This window comes from Segatella copri (genome assembly GCF_003465495.1).
GTDB classification, from domain to species: Bacteria; Bacteroidota; Bacteroidia; order Bacteroidales; family Bacteroidaceae; genus Prevotella; species Prevotella copri_G.
This window is the reverse complement of sequence record NZ_QSAV01000006.1, coordinates 73,173-90,775: the sequence shown is the minus strand read 5'-3', so window position 1 is coordinate 90,775 and position 17,603 is coordinate 73,173. Positions and strand designations below refer to the sequence as shown.

The window sequence follows — 17,603 nt, the reverse complement described above, 5'->3', positions numbered from 1 at the left end:
AGATAAAAAAAGTCTTGCAAGCATATAGCCTGCAAGACTTTTTTTATGTTTTATATTTTTACCAGATATGTGCACGCTTGTTCTTAGGAACAAAGAGCTTGTCGCCCTTCTTGATGTTGAATGCCTTATACCATGAATCCACCATTGGGAGGGCACCGTTCACACGAGCCTCGTTTGGAGAGTGAACATCCACGGTCATCAGATACTGCAGGTACTCAGGACGGGCATTGCCTGCCCATACACGTGCCCATGCCAGGAAGAAGCGCTGTTCTGGAGTAAATCCATCCTTCACACCCAACTTCTCTGTCTTCATCACATTCTGAAGTGCACGGAAAGCGATGTTCAAACCACCATTGTCACCGATGTTCTCACCCAGGGTCATCTGGCCGTTTACCTTCTTGCCAGCCAACTCAATCTTGTTGAAATGGTCAACCAGAATCTTGGTGCGAGACTCGAAATTCTTCTTGTCAGCAGCAGTCCACCAGTTGTGCTGGTTACCGGTCTTGTCAAACTGGCTGCCCTGATCGTCAAAGCCATGACTCATCTCATGACCGATTACACCACCGATACCACCATAGTTCATCGCATCATCGGCTGTAGGGTCGAAGAATGGAGGCTGGAGAATAGCTGCAGGGAAGCAGATCTCGTTGGTAGTTGGGTTATAATAAGCATTGATAGTCTGAGGAGTCATTCCCCACTCTGTCTTATCTACCGGCTTGTTCACCTTGCGGGCGATGGCATCCTTGGTAAAGAACTCAGAGATATTTGCCATATTCTCGTAGAGAGAAAGGCTGTCATCTACCTGCAATCCGCTATAGTCCTTCCACTTGTCAGGATAACCTATCTTGATGATGAAGTTCTCCAGCTTGTCCTTAGCCTGTGCCTTGGTAGCAGCACTCATCCATGTAGCCTCGTCGATGCGCTGTGAAAGCGCAGTCTGGAGATTGTGAACCAGGTCGAGCATACGCTTCTTGCTGCTCTCCGGGAAGTACTTCTCTACGTAAATCTTTCCGATAGCCTCGCCCAACACACCGCTCACGGTACTTACAGCACGCTTCCAACGAGGACGGTCCTGCTGAACACCGCTCATTACCTTGCTCAACTCAAAGGATACGGCACGGAAATCATCGCTCAATACGCTGGTTGCACCAGAAATCACCTTGATCTCTGCGTATGTCTTCAGATCATCCAGAGAGGTCTCTGCGAGAATCTTCTCAACCTCGTGGATTGGTTCAGGCTGACCCACGCAAATTTCCTTGAAAGCAGGGAAACCGGATGCCAGGAACACATTGCCCCAGTCGATGCCAGGATAATCGAGCACGAGCTGGTTGTAGGTCATCTTGTGATAGTTCTTGTCGATGTCGCGGAGCTGTACCTGGCTATAGCTTGCCTTAGCGATGCGGGTCTCAATAGCCATCACAGCCTCCATCTTCTTCTGGGCGGTAACCTCGTCGTTGCCTACCATCTGGAAGAGCTTCTTCATATAAGCCTTGTATGCATCACGAATCTTCTTGGTCTGCTCGTCATCGTTTACATAATAATCGCGTACACCAAGACCAAGACCACTCTGGTCTACCTCAACGAGGTTGTTGGCGGCATCACGAAGATCGGCGCCCACACCGATGCCATACATCATGGTACCCTCGCCACGGAAATCGAGCTGAGCGGTAACGAGCTGATACTCTCTGCGGTCCTTGATGGCTGCAATGCGGTCGAGAGTTGGCTTGATAGGTGCCCATCCCTCCTTGTTCAGGCGAACGCTGTCCATACGGAGGTTGTAGAGCGAACCGATCTTCTGTCCGAGTGACCCCTTCTGCTGTGGCTTGGAAGCATATTCAAGGATGATGTCCTGGATGCGCTTCTGGTTCTGCTCAAAGAGATCGGTGAAAGCACCATTGTCGGTATGCTCGGCATCGAGTGGATGATTCTTCATCCAGTTGCCTGCGGCATAGCGATAGAAATCATTACCCGGCTTGATGGTCAAGTCCATGTTGGTCTTGTCAATACCGGAGCCCAACTTCTCCTGCTGGGCAAAAGCAGTTGTTGCACTGAGCAACAATGCTGCGAATAATACTTTTGTTCTCATTATTGTTTGTATTTAACTGTTTCTTTTTTTATAAGAGCGAGACCTGCAAAGGTCAGGGCGCCATTCAGCATCAGAAGCTCATAGCCGAACTTATAGCCCACATACTGCGAGGTAAGGGTATCGATGGCGAAGCAGATGAGCGGACTGGCGATGCAGACCCATGGCGACCAGCGGTCGTTTACCTGACGCTTGGTGAGCAGACTGAAGGCAAACAAACCCAACAGCGGACCGTAAGTATAAGAGCAGAGGATGTAGATGGCATCTATCACGCTCGTAGAATTAATCGCCTTGAAAGCAATGATGAAGAGCATGAAGACGAAAGCCACCAGCAGATGCATACGCTTGCGGAGCTTCATATCCTCTTTCCTGCCCAATATATCCACACAGAGACTCGTAGTAATGGCGGTCAAAGCAGAATCGGCACTCGAAAAGCTCGCCGCCACGATACCGATGGTGAACAGTACCACTACCAGGTTTCCCATCACTCCCGAAGCCGCAAACATCGGCAACAGATCATCAGGAGCATCAGGCAAAGCCACTCCCTGTTTCTGAGCCAGCATCACCAGCAACACACCCAGACTCAGGAAAAGCAGATTGGCAGGCACAAAGGCAAAACCATAGCTGCAAACATCCTTCTGGGCCTCACGGAGCGACTTGCAGGTAAGATTCTTCTGCATCATGTCCTGATCAAGACCGGTCATCACAATCACTACAAAGACACCGCTGAGGAACTGTTTCCAGAAGTTCTGTTTCGACATCCAGTCATCAAAGACAAAAATACGGGAATGACTGTCGTGAGCAATCGCAGTGATCGCTTCGGAAGGAGTCATGCCCAACGCCGACATCACCTGACAGATAATGAGGATGAGCGCAGCAAACATACAGAGCGTCTGAAAGGTATCCGTCCACACCAGCGTCTTGATGCCACCCTTGCGCGTATAAAGCCAGATAAGCAGTACCATGACAGGAACCGTGACCCAGAACGGAACACCAATCCCATCGAGCACGAAACGCTGCAAGAGGATACAGACGACAAAGAAACGGACCGCCGCACCCGTCATCTTGGACAAGAGGAAGAACGAAGCTCCAGTCTTATACGAACGTTCCCCCAACCGCTGCTGCAGATAACCGTAAATCGTAGTGAGATTATACCGGTAATAGATAGGAAGCAAAAGAAAGGCAACCAGGAAATAACCCAGGATGAAACCGATGCACATCTGAAGGTAGGTCATATCCGTTCTCATCACCATGCCAGGCACACTGACAAAAGTGATGCCCGAAATAGACGCACCCACCATACCGAAAGCAACCATATACCAAGGCGAACGGCGGTTGGCACGATAGAAAGTTTCATTACTTGCCATTTTACGGGCAGTAAGATGACTGAAGAGCAGCAGCACACAGAAGTATGCCAGAACAGTGATAACGATAGCCATATTCTCTTAGATTTAAATAAAAACAAAAAACCTCCGAGATCACTCTCGAAGGTTTCTGCGGTGCGTACGAGACTCGAACTCGTGACCTCCTGCGTGACAGGCAGGCATTCTAACCAACTGAACTAACGCACCATTATTATTATGGAGGAGTCGAAATGTTCAAATGAAATTAGCGGTGCGTACGAGACTCGAACTCGTGACCTCCTGCGTGACAGGCAGGCATTCTAACCAACTGAACTAACGCACCAATCATGAAATCAAATTGAATGGCTTAGCGCTCATTTTTCATTTGCGAGTGCAAAGGTACTACTTTTTTTTGGTTCTACCAAATTTTTATGCAACTTTTTTACAGAAAATATTGAAAAAACATCGCATCCTCATATCCAACTGGGCTACAAAGCCATTGTTTCAGGATATTATTCCCCTCAAATCCAACAGATTGCAGCATTTTAGCCGCTTTTTGGTTTCTGATACCTACAATAGCATAAATCTGCTGAAGATGAAGTATATTCCGGGCATATTGCAACAAGCGTGACACAGAAGCCTTCGCGTAACCCTGCCCCTGAAACTCCTTTTTGATGACAATTCCGAGTTCGGCACGGTGATGACGGGGATCAAAATCTGTAAGATCCAGGATGCCCACCTGCTCATTCTGCTCATTCTCTACTATCAGGCGCACCTGATTGTCTACATAAATATCTGCCGAAGCACTGGTTATATAGTCGAGCAGCACCCGGCGCGAATATGGAACATTGGAAACACCCAGTTCCCAAAGCCGATCATCATTCTCTATATGATAGAGAAAATCTAGATCTTCCAACTCTAAAGCACGTAATCGAATATTCGGTTCTTTCATAAACTACACTTATTAATAATGTACGCGCGTACCTTATAAAATAGAAATAAATCTATCCTTATAAATAACCAAATTCATCCTTATCCATCACCTCCCTATCCGTAATCACCTTACCGATGTCCTTCGTATAGGTAGCCAGTTTGATATTCTCGTCAGATCGCTGCGCAAGCTGATGCAGCATCTCTTCATAGCTCATCTCGTCAGCATCAAACAATACCTGGTTTGACAGGTCGACATGAGAAGGAGAAAAGAATCCCAGACTCTTTCTGATTCTCGCAGTCATCATCTGCGTAAAGGCTACAGAGGCACGGGCATAGATGGCAAATTTGATAGGAATACTCAAGAGATGCGACATACCCGAATAATGTTTACGGAAGAAGATAAGCATCGCCTCGTAAAACACATGAACATAGCGGAAGCTCGACTTCTGAGTACTTTCACCTTTGTAATGCAGGATATCTACAGGCAGATAATAGTTCTGATAACCACCCTTCAAGATACGGTAAGAAAGATCAATATCCTCGCCATACATGAAGAAATCCTCATCCAGCAACCCCACCTTCAGCAAGGCTTCACGACGAATCATACAGAAAGCACCGCTCACAACCTCTATCTTTGCCGGCTTATCCCATGGAAGATAACCCATGTAATAATGACCGAAACTGCGATGCTGAGGAAACCGGCTGCACAACCCCATCATCTTATAGAAAGCCACCATCGGAGAAGGCAATCCTCTCCTACTCTCAGGAGCTGGTTTGCCATTGGCTCCCAACATCCTTACACCCAGAGCACCGGCATCAGGATGAGAACGCATAAAACTGACAGCATCCTTGAGAACATGCTCACCGATAATGGTATCCGGATTCAGTAAAAGAACCAGATCACTCTCGCTCTTGCGGATAGCAAGATTGTTGGCACGGGCAAATCCGTTATTATGCGTACAGGCTACAACATGGAGATTAGGATATCGGGAAGCCGGGAAACACTGTTCGAGATATTCCACCGTCCCATCCTGAGAATGATTATCAACCACGATAATCTCTGCCGTATCGCCACTTGCATCACCCTGCTGCCCACACTCCAACACGCCGATAGCTTTCTCTACCGAACGCAGACACTGGGCAAGATAGTACTTCACATTATAGCTTACTATGATAACACTGAGTTTCATATCGAATAGCAAATATTAGATACTGAGAGTTTAACCTTCCGCCTCTGTTGTTTCGTCCTCACATCTTCCGACAGAAGGATAAACAAAGAAGAGACAGAGAAAAAGGATGATAGCCATATATCCAAAAGCAGGCGCCATCGTCTGATAATACATAAACGTATTGATCAGCATTGGCAAGCAGAGCATATTCAGACGGGCAGTGCCCAGAGGAAGAAGTGCATCTCCCTTACGGGTTACCAACTGACGGTGAATAGCCTTGAAACTGAAGAGTTTGAGCGCCAGAGGAATAACGGCAATGGTAAGAAACTCCATCGCTACGGTAATCACATAGACCAACGTGACATCCCCTGCCAGATTAGTAGGTTCCAGAATTTCTGTCTCATAGAGCAAGACCAGCAGGAACCCTACCAACAGGACAAAGAGGAAATTGGTCATCAATATTCGTTGTACTTGTTTGATTTTCATTTTGTTGTCTTTTGTTATTGTCCAAATGGAGTTCTGTTCAGAATACTCCGTCCGAGGGTAACCTCATCTGTATACTCCAATTCATCACCCACCGAGATACCACGGGCGATAACAGAGAGTTTAACAGGATAATCAGCAAGTTTACGGGAGATATAGAAGTTGGTAGTATCACCCTCCATCGTACTGCTGAGAGCAAAAATCACCTCCTTCACCCCACCTTCAGCCACACGCTGAACCAGCGATTCTATCTCTATATCCGAAGGACCGATACCATCCATCGGCGAAATGATGCCGCCCAAGACATGATAGAGCCCGTGAAACTGCTGCGTGTTTTCTATCGCCAGTACATCCTGCACATTCTCGACAACACAGATGGTAGAAGCATCGCGCCGGGAATCAGAACAGATCGGACAGACATCAGTATCGCTGATATTATGACAAACTCTGCAGTATTTCACTTCACGCCGCATTCTGGAAATGGTATCAGCAAAGAGTTCCACATCCTCACTCTTACGCTTGAGCATAAAAAGTACAAGGCGCAAAGCTGTTTTGCGCCCTATACCTGGCAATTTAGAAAACTCCGCCACTGCCTTTTCCAACAAAGTCGAAGAAAACTGTTGTTGCATCTTAGCAGTTTAGAGATAAATACCAATACCCAGTTTCAAACCTACGGTAGAATAATCTACATGCTTCTTGAAACTCTGATCGTAGTAGATAGCTGGCTCGAGGGTAACCGACTTACCGAGGAAGAAAGCATAACCTACCTCTACCCCTGGCATGAAATCATTATAACCTCCGGAATGAGCCAACTTTACGCCGCCACCCAGATACAGACCATTCTGCTCGATATAATAACGTACCTGGGCACCGACAGAGAAATAATCCTTCACGCCTTCAAGACCAGAATGATTATATTCTACCTGCCCCAACAGCATCCAATCGTCTTCTACGAAGTATCCAGCCTTAGCCTGAATACCGAGATTGAGGTCCTGAGAGCCATTATAACTCAAGTTTAAGCCCGTCATCGACGCACCTATATACTGTTTTCCACTTTCAAACTGAGCATGGGCAGCTGTCGAAACGACAAGTGCCAATGCTGCAATAGCTAATTTTTTCATTCGTATCATATAAATTTACGTATATTGATTAATACTTATATATAAATCTATTGTTTCTTCTGATAACTGCGATACCAACCCAGGAACCAAACCAAGGCAATCACCAGAATGATGACACTGCCCGTATAAGCCAGGCTCTCACCCAAAGCCAAAGCTGTTGGCGAAATGAGCAGGAAGGTTGAACATATCACGGTCATAAACAAGGCAGGAACCAGCGTCATCACAAAAGGCTTCTTCTGCTGTACCAGATAAACCGTCAATGTCCAGAGAGTGAACACAGAAAGCGTCTGGTTAGCCCAGCCGAAATACTGCCAGATGATATTGAAGCCATCAGGATTCTCCATCTGCCAAACCAGAATGCCCACCGTAAGAGCAAACAACGGAACGCAGATATAAAGACGCTTGCGCATAGAGCGCTGCTCCAAACCGATAAACTCGGCGATAATCAGACGGGCACTTCTCAAAGCCGTATCGCCACTGGTAATAGGCGCTGCGACGACACCCAACAGAGCCAGGATTCCACCAGCCACACCCAACCAGCTGGAACATACAATTTTCACAACGGTAGGCGCATCGAAGTTCTGTATAAGCGACTTGCCGCCATCAAACTGAGCTATAAACTGCTGAGCGGCCTCAGGACTTACGCATTCACGCCATCCACCATAGTAGAAGAAATACATGGAAACCGTAGCCCATATCAAGGCAACAACACCTTCTGTAATCATGGCTCCATAGAAAATAGGGCGACCCATCTTCTCATTCTTCATGCATCGGGCCATGAGCGGACTCTGCGTAGCATGGAAACCACTGATGGCGCCACAGGCTATCGTGATAAAGAGGCAAGGGAAAATCGGACTCTTCTGTACAAAAGACTCCGTTCCCAACCAAGCCGGATTCTCATTGAGATTGCAACTCTGCAAATTGCTCCAAAGTTCAGGCAATGAAGGCCACTTCACAAAGAGACCTATCATCAGAGCACCCGCCATAAAGAGAAGCGAGAAGGCAAAGAGCGGATAAACCTTACCGATAATCTTATCGATAGGCAGTAATGTAGCAATGACGTAATAAACGAAAATCACCACAATCCAAAACATCTGGCTGCCCCAGAATGCATCCGTATCACAAATGCCACTCATAATGATAGCCGGACTGTATACAAACACAGCTCCCACCATCATCAGCAAAAGTACCGAAAAGACCAACATCACTTTCTTGGTGCGTCCACCCAAATACTTACCTACCAATTCCGGCAAACCTGCTCCACCGTTACGGATACTGAGCATACCGCTCATGTAATCATGCATGGCTCCAGCGAAGATACACCCGAAGATAATCCACAGATAAGCCACCGGTCCGTACCAGGCACCCATAATGGCACCGAAGATAGGACCCGTTCCTGCAATGTTGAGGAACTGAATCATGAAGATCTTCCAACTAGGCAGTACCATAAAGTCGACCCCATCGGCTTTGGTCACTGCAGGCGTAGGGCGGTCATCGGGACCGAACACATGCGCCACAAACTTTCCATAAAGAAGGTAACCCAATACAAGGGCGACCAAACTAATAACGAAACTGACCATTTTTCTTTTATTGCTTAAAATTTTCTCTCTTTTCGGTGCAAAATGCACTTTATTTTAATATTTCAACCGCAAAAGTAATATTTTTATTTGAAATAAAAAAAAATATTGGTATCTTTGTTGCCAAATTGTAAGATTATGAAGAGATTTAAGATATTTTTTATCGTTTTATGCTCTGTTTTGGCCGCAAAAGCCCAGAGTATCGTGTTCAATAACCAGGTGCCGAAACATGAAGTAAGAGCTGTATGGCTGACAACCATAGGAGGTATCGACTGGCCACACTCTTATGCCCAGTCTTCTTATTCTGCCGAAAAGCAGAAAAAGGAACTGACGGATATACTGGACCGGTTACAGCAGGCTAAAATCAATACCGTACTGATACAGACCCGCGTAAGAGGTACCATGATTTATCCGTCGGCATACGAACCTTGGGATGGATGTCTGTCAGGATTTCCGGGCAGAAGTCCGGGCTATGATGCCCTGCAGTTTGCCATCGACGAATGCCATAAGCGCGGTATGGAACTGCATGCCTGGGTGGTAACCATCCCTGTAGGAAAATGGAACGCACTCGGCTGCAAAACCCTCAGACAGAAGATGCCGAAACTCATCAAGAAGATTGGAGCCGACGGATACATGGATCCGGAAAACAGTCGGACAGGTGATTATCTGGCAAACATCTGCAGGGAAATTACACATAAATATAATGTAGACGGTATTCACCTCGACTACATCCGTTACCCTGAAACCTGGAACATCAAAGTGAGCCGGGAACAGGGACGCCGGTATATCACCAACATCGTAAGAAAGATTCACGATGCAGTGAAGGCTGAAAAACCTTGGGTAAAAATGAGCTGCTCACCTGTAGGAAAGTATGATGACCTGAGCAGATACCGGAGCTTTGGCTGGAATGCATACACGAAGGTCTGCCAGGATGCACAGGGCTGGCTCAAGAGCGGTCTGATGGACGAGCTCTTCCCTATGATGTATTTCAAGAACGAACACTTCTATCCGTTTGCCATCGACTGGCAGGAACAGAGCCATGGCAAGATTGTGGTTCCAGGACTGGGCATCTACTTCCTTGATCCGAAAGAAGGAAAGTGGAACATCAATGACGTGACGGCAGAAATGTATCACATCCGAAACCTCGGAATGGGATATGCATTCTTCAGAAACAAGTTCCTCCTGGACAACAAACAGGGTATTCTCGACTTTACCCAACGTTTCAATCCATACCCATCATTGGTTCCGCCGATGACTTGGGCAAGCAAGAACCAACCGGAACAGCCACAGCAATTATCGGTAATCACCACCGATAACAAGGTATCAGTTTCCTGGAGCAATCCTTCAAACTATACGGATGGCACCAAAATAGCAACCCCTTATATATATAATAATGTATACGCGAGCAAGAAATATCCGGTTGACATCACCGATGCACGCAACCTGGTTGCCGCACGAATCATAGGAAATTCGTTCAAAATAGAAAATCCTGACGCAAAACGTCTGTTTGTTGCCGTAACTTCAATGGACGGATATGGCATCGAAAGTCTGCCAACCCAAGAAAAAGAGGAAGAGATTCAACTTTTTGCCAAAAACACAGGAGCTGCGAAATTACTCGAATGTGACGGAAAGAAGGTATATCTAGCAGAAACCACCAAAAATCTCGTTTTTGACTTTCTGATGGTCGAAACCCTGCAAGGATGCGATATTCTGTACCTCCATACAAAAGATAACACGCTAGATGTTAGAAACTTAAAGGATGGTATCTACCGCGTGGTAAGCATCAACAAGAAGGGGTATAGACATACGTTAGGAACCTTCAAGATGAAGAAAAATTGATTTTTTTCGAAAAAAGTTGCGAAAAAATTTGGTGGAATCAAAAAATAGTAGTACCTTTGCACTCGCAATTCAGAAATGAGGCTTTTAAATGTTGCACCCTTAGCTCAGTTGGTAGAGCAACTGACTCTTAATCAGTGGGTCTAGGGTTCGAATCCCTAAGGGAGTACAAAAGATAAGAATTGGCTCCGTAGCTCAACTGAATAGAGCACTTGACTACGGATCAAGAGGTTCAAGGTTTGAATCCTTGCGGAGTCACTCTCCTATCAAAGCTTCACTGAAACAAACGGTTTTGGCTCCGTAGCTCAACTGAATAGAGCACTTGACTACGGATCAAGAGGTTCAAGGTTTGAATCCTTGCGGAGTCACCAACAAACAGTTGCACCCTTAGCTCAGTTGGTAGAGCAACTGACTCTTAATCAGTGGGTCTAGGGTTCGAATCCCTAAGGGTGTACAAAAAGAGCATTTCTTAACAGAAATGCTCATTTTTGTTTTATATTTCTCCCCACCATTTAATATCACCTTTAAATATCACTTTATATCTCTTTAAATATCAATATAAAAAAAGTTGCAGCCATCCAAAGTTTACACCCAGACAACCGCAACCAATTTACCAATCAAAAATATCTAAAATCTCATCCCGTCATCATCATACAACTCTACTATCAACAGAAGAGCCAGTAAAGAACTGCCAGCATGGCTATCATAACAACAGCTACCATTGCTTTAATCATGCAGGTAGCCACCTTCTTTAAGACAAACAGTCCTACAACAAGGACTACCAATACCAGCGCATAATATCCAAAATCATTCATATCACATTATTATATAGTATAAACTACCAATCAGTATTCATCACCCTATTAACGATCATTTTTTAATGCCCTACGGAATTCAGCCGGTATCGGAGTTTCAAATTCCATAGGCTGATGCGTTACGGGATGATAGAAACACAACACATAGGCATGCAGGCACAAGCGCTGGCATGGATCATCACTATTACCATACTTGATGTCACCACACACCGGATGCCCCATATCAGCTGTATGAACACGAATCTGATTCTTACGGCCCGTTTCGAGTTTGAACTCCACCAGAGAATGAGCGGTGGTACGCTCTAATGTATGGAAATGGGTAACAGCATACTTACCGCCATTATCCGTATCACTGCTGTAAGTAATATAAGCCTTGTTATCTTTCAGCCAGTTGGCAACGGTACCTTCATCTTCTTCCATCTCTCCGGAAACCAGAGCCACATATCTGCGGTCGTACACATTATGATGCCAATCATCCTCCAAAGCCAACTCCGTCTGCTTATCCTTGGCATAAATCATCAAGCCCGAAGTATCACGATCCAGTCGGTGGACTACATGCGCCTGGCAGTTCTGGCGAGTCTTATGAAAATAATCATCAAGCACCGTTTTCACATTCAAAGTAGAATGACCGGCTGCCATACTCAATATACCAATGTTTTTCTCGACAACAATCAGATATCTGTCTTCATAAACAATCTTAAGGTATCTGCTTTTAAATACCTCCTGATTCTTCTTTGTCTTGCTCACACTCACCTTCATACCCGGTTTCAGGGCATAGTCAAACTGGGTAATGGTTTTGCCATTTACCTTGATTCCCCTACCCTGCAGAGTCTGCTTCACCTTAGTCTTGCTAGGTCCCTTCACATTCTCCATCAGCCATTCCAGCAACGGAGCAGGCTTTTCTACCTTGTAATGGTCATATTCATTTGGGTTTCCGTAGCCATAAGCATTATTGGTATGCTTATTAAAATTTCCTTTTCTATTTTGTTGTCTCATATTGTTATCGATATCATTTTCTTAACATGAAAAACACAGAATCAATGCTGCATTTTCTCAGTTTCAGCCTACAAAAGTAAGACTTTTCTGCAAAATAACAAAAAGCCACCATGTTTTTAACTAAAAATTAGTAACTTTTGCCAATAAATCATTGTGTTTCAAATATTTTTTTGTAATTTTGCAGCTGAATTAAAGATATAATCAGAATAAAAGATATTTAGGAACAAATAATGATTACAGTACAAAATCTTGCGATCCAATTCGGAAAGAGAGTGCTTTACAAGGATGTAAACCTCAAGTTCACTCATGGTAATATTTATGGTATCATCGGTGCTAACGGCGCCGGAAAATCTACTTTCCTCCGCGCTATCAGCGGCGACCTTGAACCAAACAAGGGTACAGTAGAAATGGGACCAGGCGAGCGCCTTTCTGTCTTGGAACAGGACCACTTCAAATATGACGATTTCCGCGTGATGGATACCGTTCTGATGGGCCATCAGCCATTATGGGAAAACATGAAGGAGCGCGAGCGCCTCTATGCTAAGCCAGAGATGACAGAAGAAGATGGTAACCTCGCTGCTGAGCTGGAGCTCAAGTTTGCAGAAATGAATGGTTGGGAGGCTGAAAGCAATGCCGCACAACTTCTGCAGAACCTCGGCGTAAAGGAAGACCGCCACGACAAACTCGTTGGAGATCTCTCTAATACAGAGAAGGTGCGCGTGATGCTGGCAAAGGCACTCTTCGGCAACCCAGACAACCTCCTTCTCGATGAGCCTACCAACGACCTCGACCTCGACACTGTTGAGTGGCTGGAAGACTATCTCAGCAACATTGAACAGACCGTACTCGTAGTATCTCACGACCGTCACTTCCTCGATGCTGTAAGTACCCAGACCGTAGATATCGACTTCGGTAAGATTACGATGTTTGCAGGTAACTACTCTTTCTGGTATGAGAGTTCTCAGTTGGCTCTCCGCCAGGCTCAGAACCAGAAGATGAAGGCTGAAGAGAAGAAGAAGCAGTTGGAAGAATTCATCCGCCGATTCTCAGCTAACGTTGCCAAGAGTAAGCAGACAACATCCCGCAAGAAGATGCTGGAGAAACTGAACGTTGAAGAAATCCGTCCTTCAAGCCGTAAATACCCAGGCATCATCTTCCAGATGGACCGTGAGCCAGGTAACCAGATTCTGGAGGTAGAGGGACTGAAAGCATGCGACGAAGACGGAACAGTGCTCTTCGACAATGTAAACTTCAACATAGAAAAGGGCGAGAAGGTAGTATTCCTCTCTCACAACCCTAAGGCGATGACCGCACTCTTCGAAATCATCAACGGCAACCGAAAGGCTGACGCAGGTGACTACAAGTGGGGTGTTACTATCACAACAGCTTATCTCCCACTCGATAATACAGAATTCTTCCAGAGCGACAAGAACCTGGTAGACTGGTTGAGCCAGTATGGTCCAGGTAACGAAGTTGCCATGAAGGGCTACCTCGGAAGAATGCTCTTCAGCGGCGAAGAAGTACTGAAGAAGGTAAATGTCCTCTCCGGAGGTGAGAAGATGAGATGTATGATTGCACGCATGCAGTTGCAGAACGCCAACTGCCTGATTCTTGATACACCAACCAACCACTTGGACCTGGAGAGTATTCAGGCATTCAACAACAACCTGGTAGGTTTCAAGGGCAATATCCTCTTCTCTAGCCACGACCACGAATTCATCAACACCGTGGCAAACCGCATCATCGAGCTCACTCCATCAGGCACCATCGACAAGCTCATGTCTTATGATGAGTATATCTACGATGAAGCTATCAAGGAGCAGAAGGCTAAGATGTACGGATTCTAAACAGAAAGTTATTCTGCTGTTTTAAACAGCAACCACAAATTATCTTATAATTTAATAGTGCCAATTCGATGAGAATCGGGTTGGCACACTTTTTGTCAAACAACCAATAACAAGAATTATCATGTTTAAAAAATTTAAGACTATGTCAAAAGAAAAAGAAATCAATATAGAGGACGGAAACGTTCAGGAGACTGTTCAGAATGAAAATAATGAGCAGACAACTCAAAATGAAAATACTGAGGAAAATCAGAATACTGACAACAAGGCAGAAGAAGGTGACAACAATACAGACGCTGCTGACAAGAAGGCAGAAGAGATTGATCCTTTAACAAAAGCACAGCAAGAGGTAGAGGAACTCAAGAAACAGTTGCTCTATAAGACTGCTGAGTTTGAGAATTACCGCAAGCGTACCCTCAAAGAGAAAGCAGAACTGATTTTGAATGGCGGCGAGAAGACTGTAACTGCTATTCTGCCTATTCTCGACGACTTTGAGCGTGCCATCGCTGACAAGAGCGAAGACCCTAAGGCTATCAAGGAAGGTGTCCAGATGATTTTCAACAAGTTCGTAAAGACACTCGAAGGTCTTGGCGTTAAGAAGATTGAAACCAACGACAAGGATTTCGATGTAGATTTCCACGAGGCTATTGCTATGGTTCCGGGAATGGGCGATGACAAGAAGGGAAAGATCATTGACTGCGTCCAGACAGGTTATACGATGAACGACAAGGTGATTCGTCATGCCAAGGTAGCTGTAGGTCAGTAAGAAAGAAATATCAAGAATTATTTTTCAAAATCCAGAACATTCCATTAGAATTCTGCAAGAAAATTCAATATTTGAAATAAGCAAATGGCTAAGAGAGACTATTATGAGGTGCTGGGCGTAGACAAGTCGGCATCAGAAGACGAAATAAAGAAGGCGTATCGAAAGATAGCCATTAAGTATCATCCAGACCGCAACCCTGGCAACAAAGAGGCGGAAGAGAAATTCAAGGAAGCTGCCGAAGCTTACGAAGTTCTCCACGATGCCCAGAAGCGCCAGCAGTATGACCAGTTTGGTTTCGACGGGCCACAAGGTGGATTCGGCGGATTCGGCGGTGGTGCCAGCATGGACATGAACGACATCTTCTCTATGTTTGGAGATATCTTTGGCGGACACGGCGGTTTCAGCGGCTTTGGTGGCGGCGGTTTCGGTGGCGGCTCACAGAAGCGGGTTTACCAGGGTGGCGACCTTCGCGTAAGAGTAAAACTGACTCTCCAAGAGGCAGCAACAGGTGTTACCAAGCGCTTCAAGATTCGCAAGGATGTAACTTGCTCTGCATGTCACGGAACAGGTTGCGAAGGTGGTGCCCAGCCAGAAACATGTCCGGAATGTCATGGAAGCGGCTATGTCTTAAAAACGGTGCGCAGCATGTTCGGCATGATGCAAACTCAGGCTGCATGTACAAAGTGTGGCGGTGAGGGAACTATCATCAAAAACAAATGTAAGGAATGCGGTGGCGACGGAATCGTGAAGGGCGAGGAACTCGTAGAAATCAATATCCCTGCAGGTGTCGACAACGATATGGTTGTTACCGTTGAAGGAAAGGGTAACCAAGGCAAGCACAATGGTCTCTACGGAAACCTACAGGTAATGGTAAGCGTAGAAAAGAACGATGATTTCGAGCGTGTTGGTCAGGACTTATATCATAATCTTGTTCTTGACTTTGCAACTGCCACTTTGGGTGGCGAGGTAGAAGTCCCTACCTTGGATGGTAAGACGAAGATCAAAATAGAACCAGGCACACAACCAGGCAAACAGATTCGTTTGCGTGGCAAAGGTATGCCGGCTATTAAGGGATATGGTTATGGCCGTGGTGATATTATCGTCAATATTACCGTTTTCATCCCTACATCTCTGACCAAAGAAGAAAAGGATCTTGTTGTGAAATTCAAGGAATGCGATAATTTCAAAGCAGATAATGCAGAGAAGAAATCTCTCTTTGAAAGTTTCAAGAATCTCTTTAAAAAATAAACTGTAAAGAGCAATCCCCGAAGAGGGCGAACTATCTTCGAAAGAACGGTTCGCTCTTTTCGGGGATTATCTGTATATATAATAAGGTATAACATATAACATGAATTATCAAGAAACTGTTGAATATCTTTTCACCAGCACGCCGGTTTTTGAAAAGATTGGAGCCAAGGCATACAAACCTGGGCTTGATACGATGTATAAAATGGACGAACACTTCGGACATCCTCATAACCAATATAAATGTATCCACATTGCAGGAACCAACGGAAAAGGTTCATCATCCCATACCCTTGCTGCAATCCTGCAGAGCCAGGGCTATAAGGTCGGCCTGTTCACATCTCCACATCTTGTAGATTTCAGAGAACGCATTCGCGTAAATGGTGAAATGGTAAGCGAAGAGTATGTAATCGACTTTGTAGAAAACAACCGGAATTTCTTCGAACCGCTACATCCTTCGTTCTTTGAACTGACCACCATGATGGCATTTCAGTATTTTGCAGAACAAAAGGTAGACTTTGCCGTCATCGAAGTTGGATTGGGAGGAAGACTGGATAGTACCAACATCATCACTCCTATCCTATCCGTTATCACGAACATCAGTTTTGACCACACCCAATTCCTCGGGAATACACTCGGCGAGATTGCAGGCGAAAAGGCAGGTATCATCAAGCCACAGATTCCTGTCGTTATTGGCGAATGGAACGAAGAGACCCAACCTGTATTCATCAAGAAAGCCCATGAGCAGAATTCTCCTATCCATTTTGCACATGCAACTGACGCAGACACGAACTTCGAACTGAAAGGCAACTATCAGAAAAAAAACTTCTGCACCATATCCGCAGCCGTAGAATGCCTGAAGGAAGAAGGAATAGAAATCAAAGATGAAAGCATAAAGAACGGCTTCGAACATGTATGCGAGCTGACAGGCTTACGTGGCAGATGGGAAAAACTCAACGAGCACCCTCTCACCATCTGTGATACAGGACATAACCTTGCTGGATGGGAGTATCTGGAACCTCAGATTGCATCCATCAAAGCCGATACGAAACATATTGTCTTCGGAATGGTTGACGACAAAGATGTAGAGCATGTAATGGGACTATTAGAAAAGTTGCCAAAAGAAAGCACGATTTTCTATTGGACACAGCCATCAACCAAAAGAGCGATTCCTGTAGACAAATTATACGGATACGCGCAAAAGCACAGCTTAAATGGAACATGCTATCAAACTATCGCACAGGCATTTAACAAAGCAAAAGCAAACGCAAAAAAAGATGATTTTATCTTTATTGGCGGATCAAGTTACGTCGTTGCCGATTTGCTATCAGAATCGTTTTAGGATTTTTTAAATCAAAAAGTTCATAAAATATTTGTAATACTCATTTTTTT

The 17,603-nt window shown here is 45.2% G+C and carries 15 protein-coding genes and 6 tRNA genes; 9 read left to right on the top strand and 12 right to left on the bottom strand.

The annotated features are described in order from the left end of the window. Positions 1-58: 58 nt before the first annotated feature. From DWV53_RS02995 to DWV53_RS02950, 10 genes are all read right to left on the bottom strand, one after another. Positions 59-2,086 carry a M13 family metallopeptidase gene (locus DWV53_RS02995; RefSeq protein ID WP_118151554.1) on the bottom strand — a complete coding sequence of 676 codons (2,028 nt, stop codon included), beginning with the start codon at positions 2,084-2,086 and terminating at the stop codon, positions 59-61. Further along, the gene (locus tag DWV53_RS02990; protein WP_118151552.1) at positions 2,086-3,522 is read right to left on the bottom strand and encodes a sodium:solute symporter; all 1,437 of its coding nucleotides are present in this window, start codon (positions 3,520-3,522) and stop codon (positions 2,086-2,088) included. Before DWV53_RS02990 ends, DWV53_RS02995 begins: the two co-directional genes overlap by 1 nt. A gap of 58 nt (positions 3,523-3,580) precedes the next feature. After that, positions 3,581-3,654, bottom strand: a tRNA-Asp gene (locus DWV53_RS02985). A 41-nt stretch (positions 3,655-3,695) separates the two neighbouring features. Continuing rightward, positions 3,696-3,769 (bottom strand) — tRNA-Asp (locus DWV53_RS02980). Positions 3,770-3,868: 99 nt separating this feature from the next. Further along, positions 3,869-4,378 carry a GNAT family N-acetyltransferase gene (locus tag DWV53_RS02975; protein ID WP_118078943.1) on the bottom strand — a complete coding sequence of 170 codons (510 nt, stop codon included), beginning with the start codon at positions 4,376-4,378 and terminating at the stop codon, positions 3,869-3,871. Between the two features lie 58 nt (positions 4,379-4,436). Next, positions 4,437-5,549: a glycosyltransferase family 2 protein gene (locus DWV53_RS02970; protein ID WP_118139539.1), complete on the bottom strand. Its 1,113-nt coding sequence runs from the start codon at positions 5,547-5,549 to the stop codon at positions 4,437-4,439. A gap of 30 nt (positions 5,550-5,579) precedes the next feature. After that, positions 5,580-6,014 (bottom strand): hypothetical protein, encoded by a 435-nt coding sequence (locus tag DWV53_RS02965; protein WP_144155377.1) that lies wholly within the window; start codon positions 6,012-6,014, stop codon positions 5,580-5,582. A gap of 14 nt (positions 6,015-6,028) precedes the next feature. Next, a complete protein-coding gene (gene recR / locus DWV53_RS02960; protein WP_006846762.1) occupies positions 6,029-6,640 on the bottom strand; it encodes a recombination mediator RecR in 612 nt (203 codons plus the stop codon). A gap of 9 nt (positions 6,641-6,649) precedes the next feature. Beyond that, positions 6,650-7,141, bottom strand: a complete 492-nt coding sequence (locus DWV53_RS02955) for an outer membrane beta-barrel protein (protein ID WP_118151550.1) — start codon at positions 7,139-7,141, stop codon at positions 6,650-6,652. Positions 7,142-7,179: 38 nt separating this feature from the next. Further along, positions 7,180-8,712 (bottom strand): carbon starvation CstA family protein, encoded by a 1,533-nt coding sequence (locus tag DWV53_RS02950; protein WP_118151548.1) that lies wholly within the window; start codon positions 8,710-8,712, stop codon positions 7,180-7,182. 135 nt (positions 8,713-8,847) lie between these two features. On the opposite strand from DWV53_RS02950, the gene DWV53_RS02945 reads away from it, so the two are divergent. From DWV53_RS02945 to DWV53_RS02925, 5 genes are all read left to right on the top strand, one after another. Further along, positions 8,848-10,548: a glycoside hydrolase family 10 protein gene (locus tag DWV53_RS02945; protein WP_118151582.1), complete on the top strand. Its 1,701-nt coding sequence runs from the start codon at positions 8,848-8,850 to the stop codon at positions 10,546-10,548. Between the two features lie 93 nt (positions 10,549-10,641). Beyond that, positions 10,642-10,714: transfer RNA gene (locus DWV53_RS02940), tRNA-Lys, on the top strand. Positions 10,715-10,729: 15 nt separating this feature from the next. After that, positions 10,730-10,803: transfer RNA gene (locus DWV53_RS02935), tRNA-Arg, on the top strand. A gap of 36 nt (positions 10,804-10,839) precedes the next feature. Beyond that, positions 10,840-10,916: transfer RNA gene (locus tag DWV53_RS02930), tRNA-Arg, on the top strand. Positions 10,917-10,926: 10 nt separating this feature from the next. Then, positions 10,927-10,999 (top strand) — tRNA-Lys (locus DWV53_RS02925). A 211-nt stretch (positions 11,000-11,210) separates the two neighbouring features. On the opposite strand, the gene DWV53_RS02920 is transcribed toward DWV53_RS02925, so the two are convergent. Both DWV53_RS02920 and DWV53_RS02915 read right to left on the bottom strand, forming a co-directional pair. Further along, the gene (locus DWV53_RS02920) at positions 11,211-11,360 is read right to left on the bottom strand and encodes a sulfate transporter (RefSeq protein WP_118151546.1); all 150 of its coding nucleotides are present in this window, start codon (positions 11,358-11,360) and stop codon (positions 11,211-11,213) included. A 48-nt stretch (positions 11,361-11,408) separates the two neighbouring features. Then, positions 11,409-12,356: an RluA family pseudouridine synthase gene (locus tag DWV53_RS02915; protein WP_181992395.1), complete on the bottom strand. Its 948-nt coding sequence runs from the start codon at positions 12,354-12,356 to the stop codon at positions 11,409-11,411. Between the two features lie 230 nt (positions 12,357-12,586). Between DWV53_RS02915 and DWV53_RS02910 the strand changes: the two genes are divergently transcribed. From DWV53_RS02910 to DWV53_RS02895, 4 genes are all read left to right on the top strand, one after another. Further along, entirely contained in the window at positions 12,587-14,203 is a 1,617-nt protein-coding gene (locus DWV53_RS02910) for an ABC-F family ATP-binding cassette domain-containing protein (RefSeq protein WP_118151544.1), read from the top strand. Positions 14,204-14,345: 142 nt separating this feature from the next. Beyond that, positions 14,346-14,966, top strand: a complete 621-nt coding sequence (locus DWV53_RS02905; protein ID WP_118151543.1) for a nucleotide exchange factor GrpE — start codon at positions 14,346-14,348, stop codon at positions 14,964-14,966. A gap of 84 nt (positions 14,967-15,050) precedes the next feature. Beyond that, positions 15,051-16,214 carry a molecular chaperone DnaJ gene (gene dnaJ, locus DWV53_RS02900; protein WP_118065568.1) on the top strand — a complete coding sequence of 388 codons (1,164 nt, stop codon included), beginning with the start codon at positions 15,051-15,053 and terminating at the stop codon, positions 16,212-16,214. A 100-nt stretch (positions 16,215-16,314) separates the two neighbouring features. Continuing rightward, positions 16,315-17,553, top strand: a complete 1,239-nt coding sequence (locus DWV53_RS02895; protein WP_118151541.1) for a bifunctional folylpolyglutamate synthase/dihydrofolate synthase — start codon at positions 16,315-16,317, stop codon at positions 17,551-17,553. Positions 17,554-17,603: the final 50 nt, after the last annotated feature.

Bases quoted from the DNA above. Each gene is read 5' to 3' on its own strand.
- DWV53_RS02995 (WP_118151554.1), bottom strand. From the start codon at position 2,086: ATGAGAACAAAAGTATTATTCGCAGCATTGTTGCTCAGTGCAACAACT.
- DWV53_RS02990 (WP_118151552.1), bottom strand. From the start codon at position 3,522: ATGGCTATCGTTATCACTGTTCTGGCATACTTCTGTGTGCTGCTGCTC.
- DWV53_RS02975 (WP_118078943.1), bottom strand. From the start codon at position 4,378: ATGAAAGAACCGAATATTCGATTACGTGCTTTAGAGTTGGAAGATCTA.
- DWV53_RS02970 (WP_118139539.1), bottom strand. From the start codon at position 5,549: ATGAAACTCAGTGTTATCATAGTAAGCTATAATGTGAAGTACTATCTT.
- DWV53_RS02965 (WP_144155377.1), bottom strand. From the start codon at position 6,014: ATGAAAATCAAACAAGTACAACGAATATTGATGACCAATTTCCTCTTT.
- recR (WP_006846762.1), bottom strand. From the start codon at position 6,640: ATGCAACAACAGTTTTCTTCGACTTTGTTGGAAAAGGCAGTGGCGGAG.
- DWV53_RS02955 (WP_118151550.1), bottom strand. From the start codon at position 7,141: ATGATACGAATGAAAAAATTAGCTATTGCAGCATTGGCACTTGTCGTT.
- DWV53_RS02950 (WP_118151548.1), bottom strand. From the start codon at position 8,712: ATGGTCAGTTTCGTTATTAGTTTGGTCGCCCTTGTATTGGGTTACCTT.
- DWV53_RS02945 (WP_118151582.1), top strand. From the start codon at position 8,848: ATGAAGAGATTTAAGATATTTTTTATCGTTTTATGCTCTGTTTTGGCC.
- DWV53_RS02920 (WP_118151546.1), bottom strand. From the start codon at position 11,360: ATGAATGATTTTGGATATTATGCGCTGGTATTGGTAGTCCTTGTTGTA.
- DWV53_RS02915 (WP_181992395.1), bottom strand. From the start codon at position 12,356: ATGAGACAACAAAATAGAAAAGGAAATTTTAATAAGCATACCAATAAT.
- DWV53_RS02910 (WP_118151544.1), top strand. From the start codon at position 12,587: ATGATTACAGTACAAAATCTTGCGATCCAATTCGGAAAGAGAGTGCTT.
- DWV53_RS02905 (WP_118151543.1), top strand. From the start codon at position 14,346: ATGTCAAAAGAAAAAGAAATCAATATAGAGGACGGAAACGTTCAGGAG.
- dnaJ (WP_118065568.1), top strand. From the start codon at position 15,051: ATGGCTAAGAGAGACTATTATGAGGTGCTGGGCGTAGACAAGTCGGCA.
- DWV53_RS02895 (WP_118151541.1), top strand. From the start codon at position 16,315: ATGAATTATCAAGAAACTGTTGAATATCTTTTCACCAGCACGCCGGTT.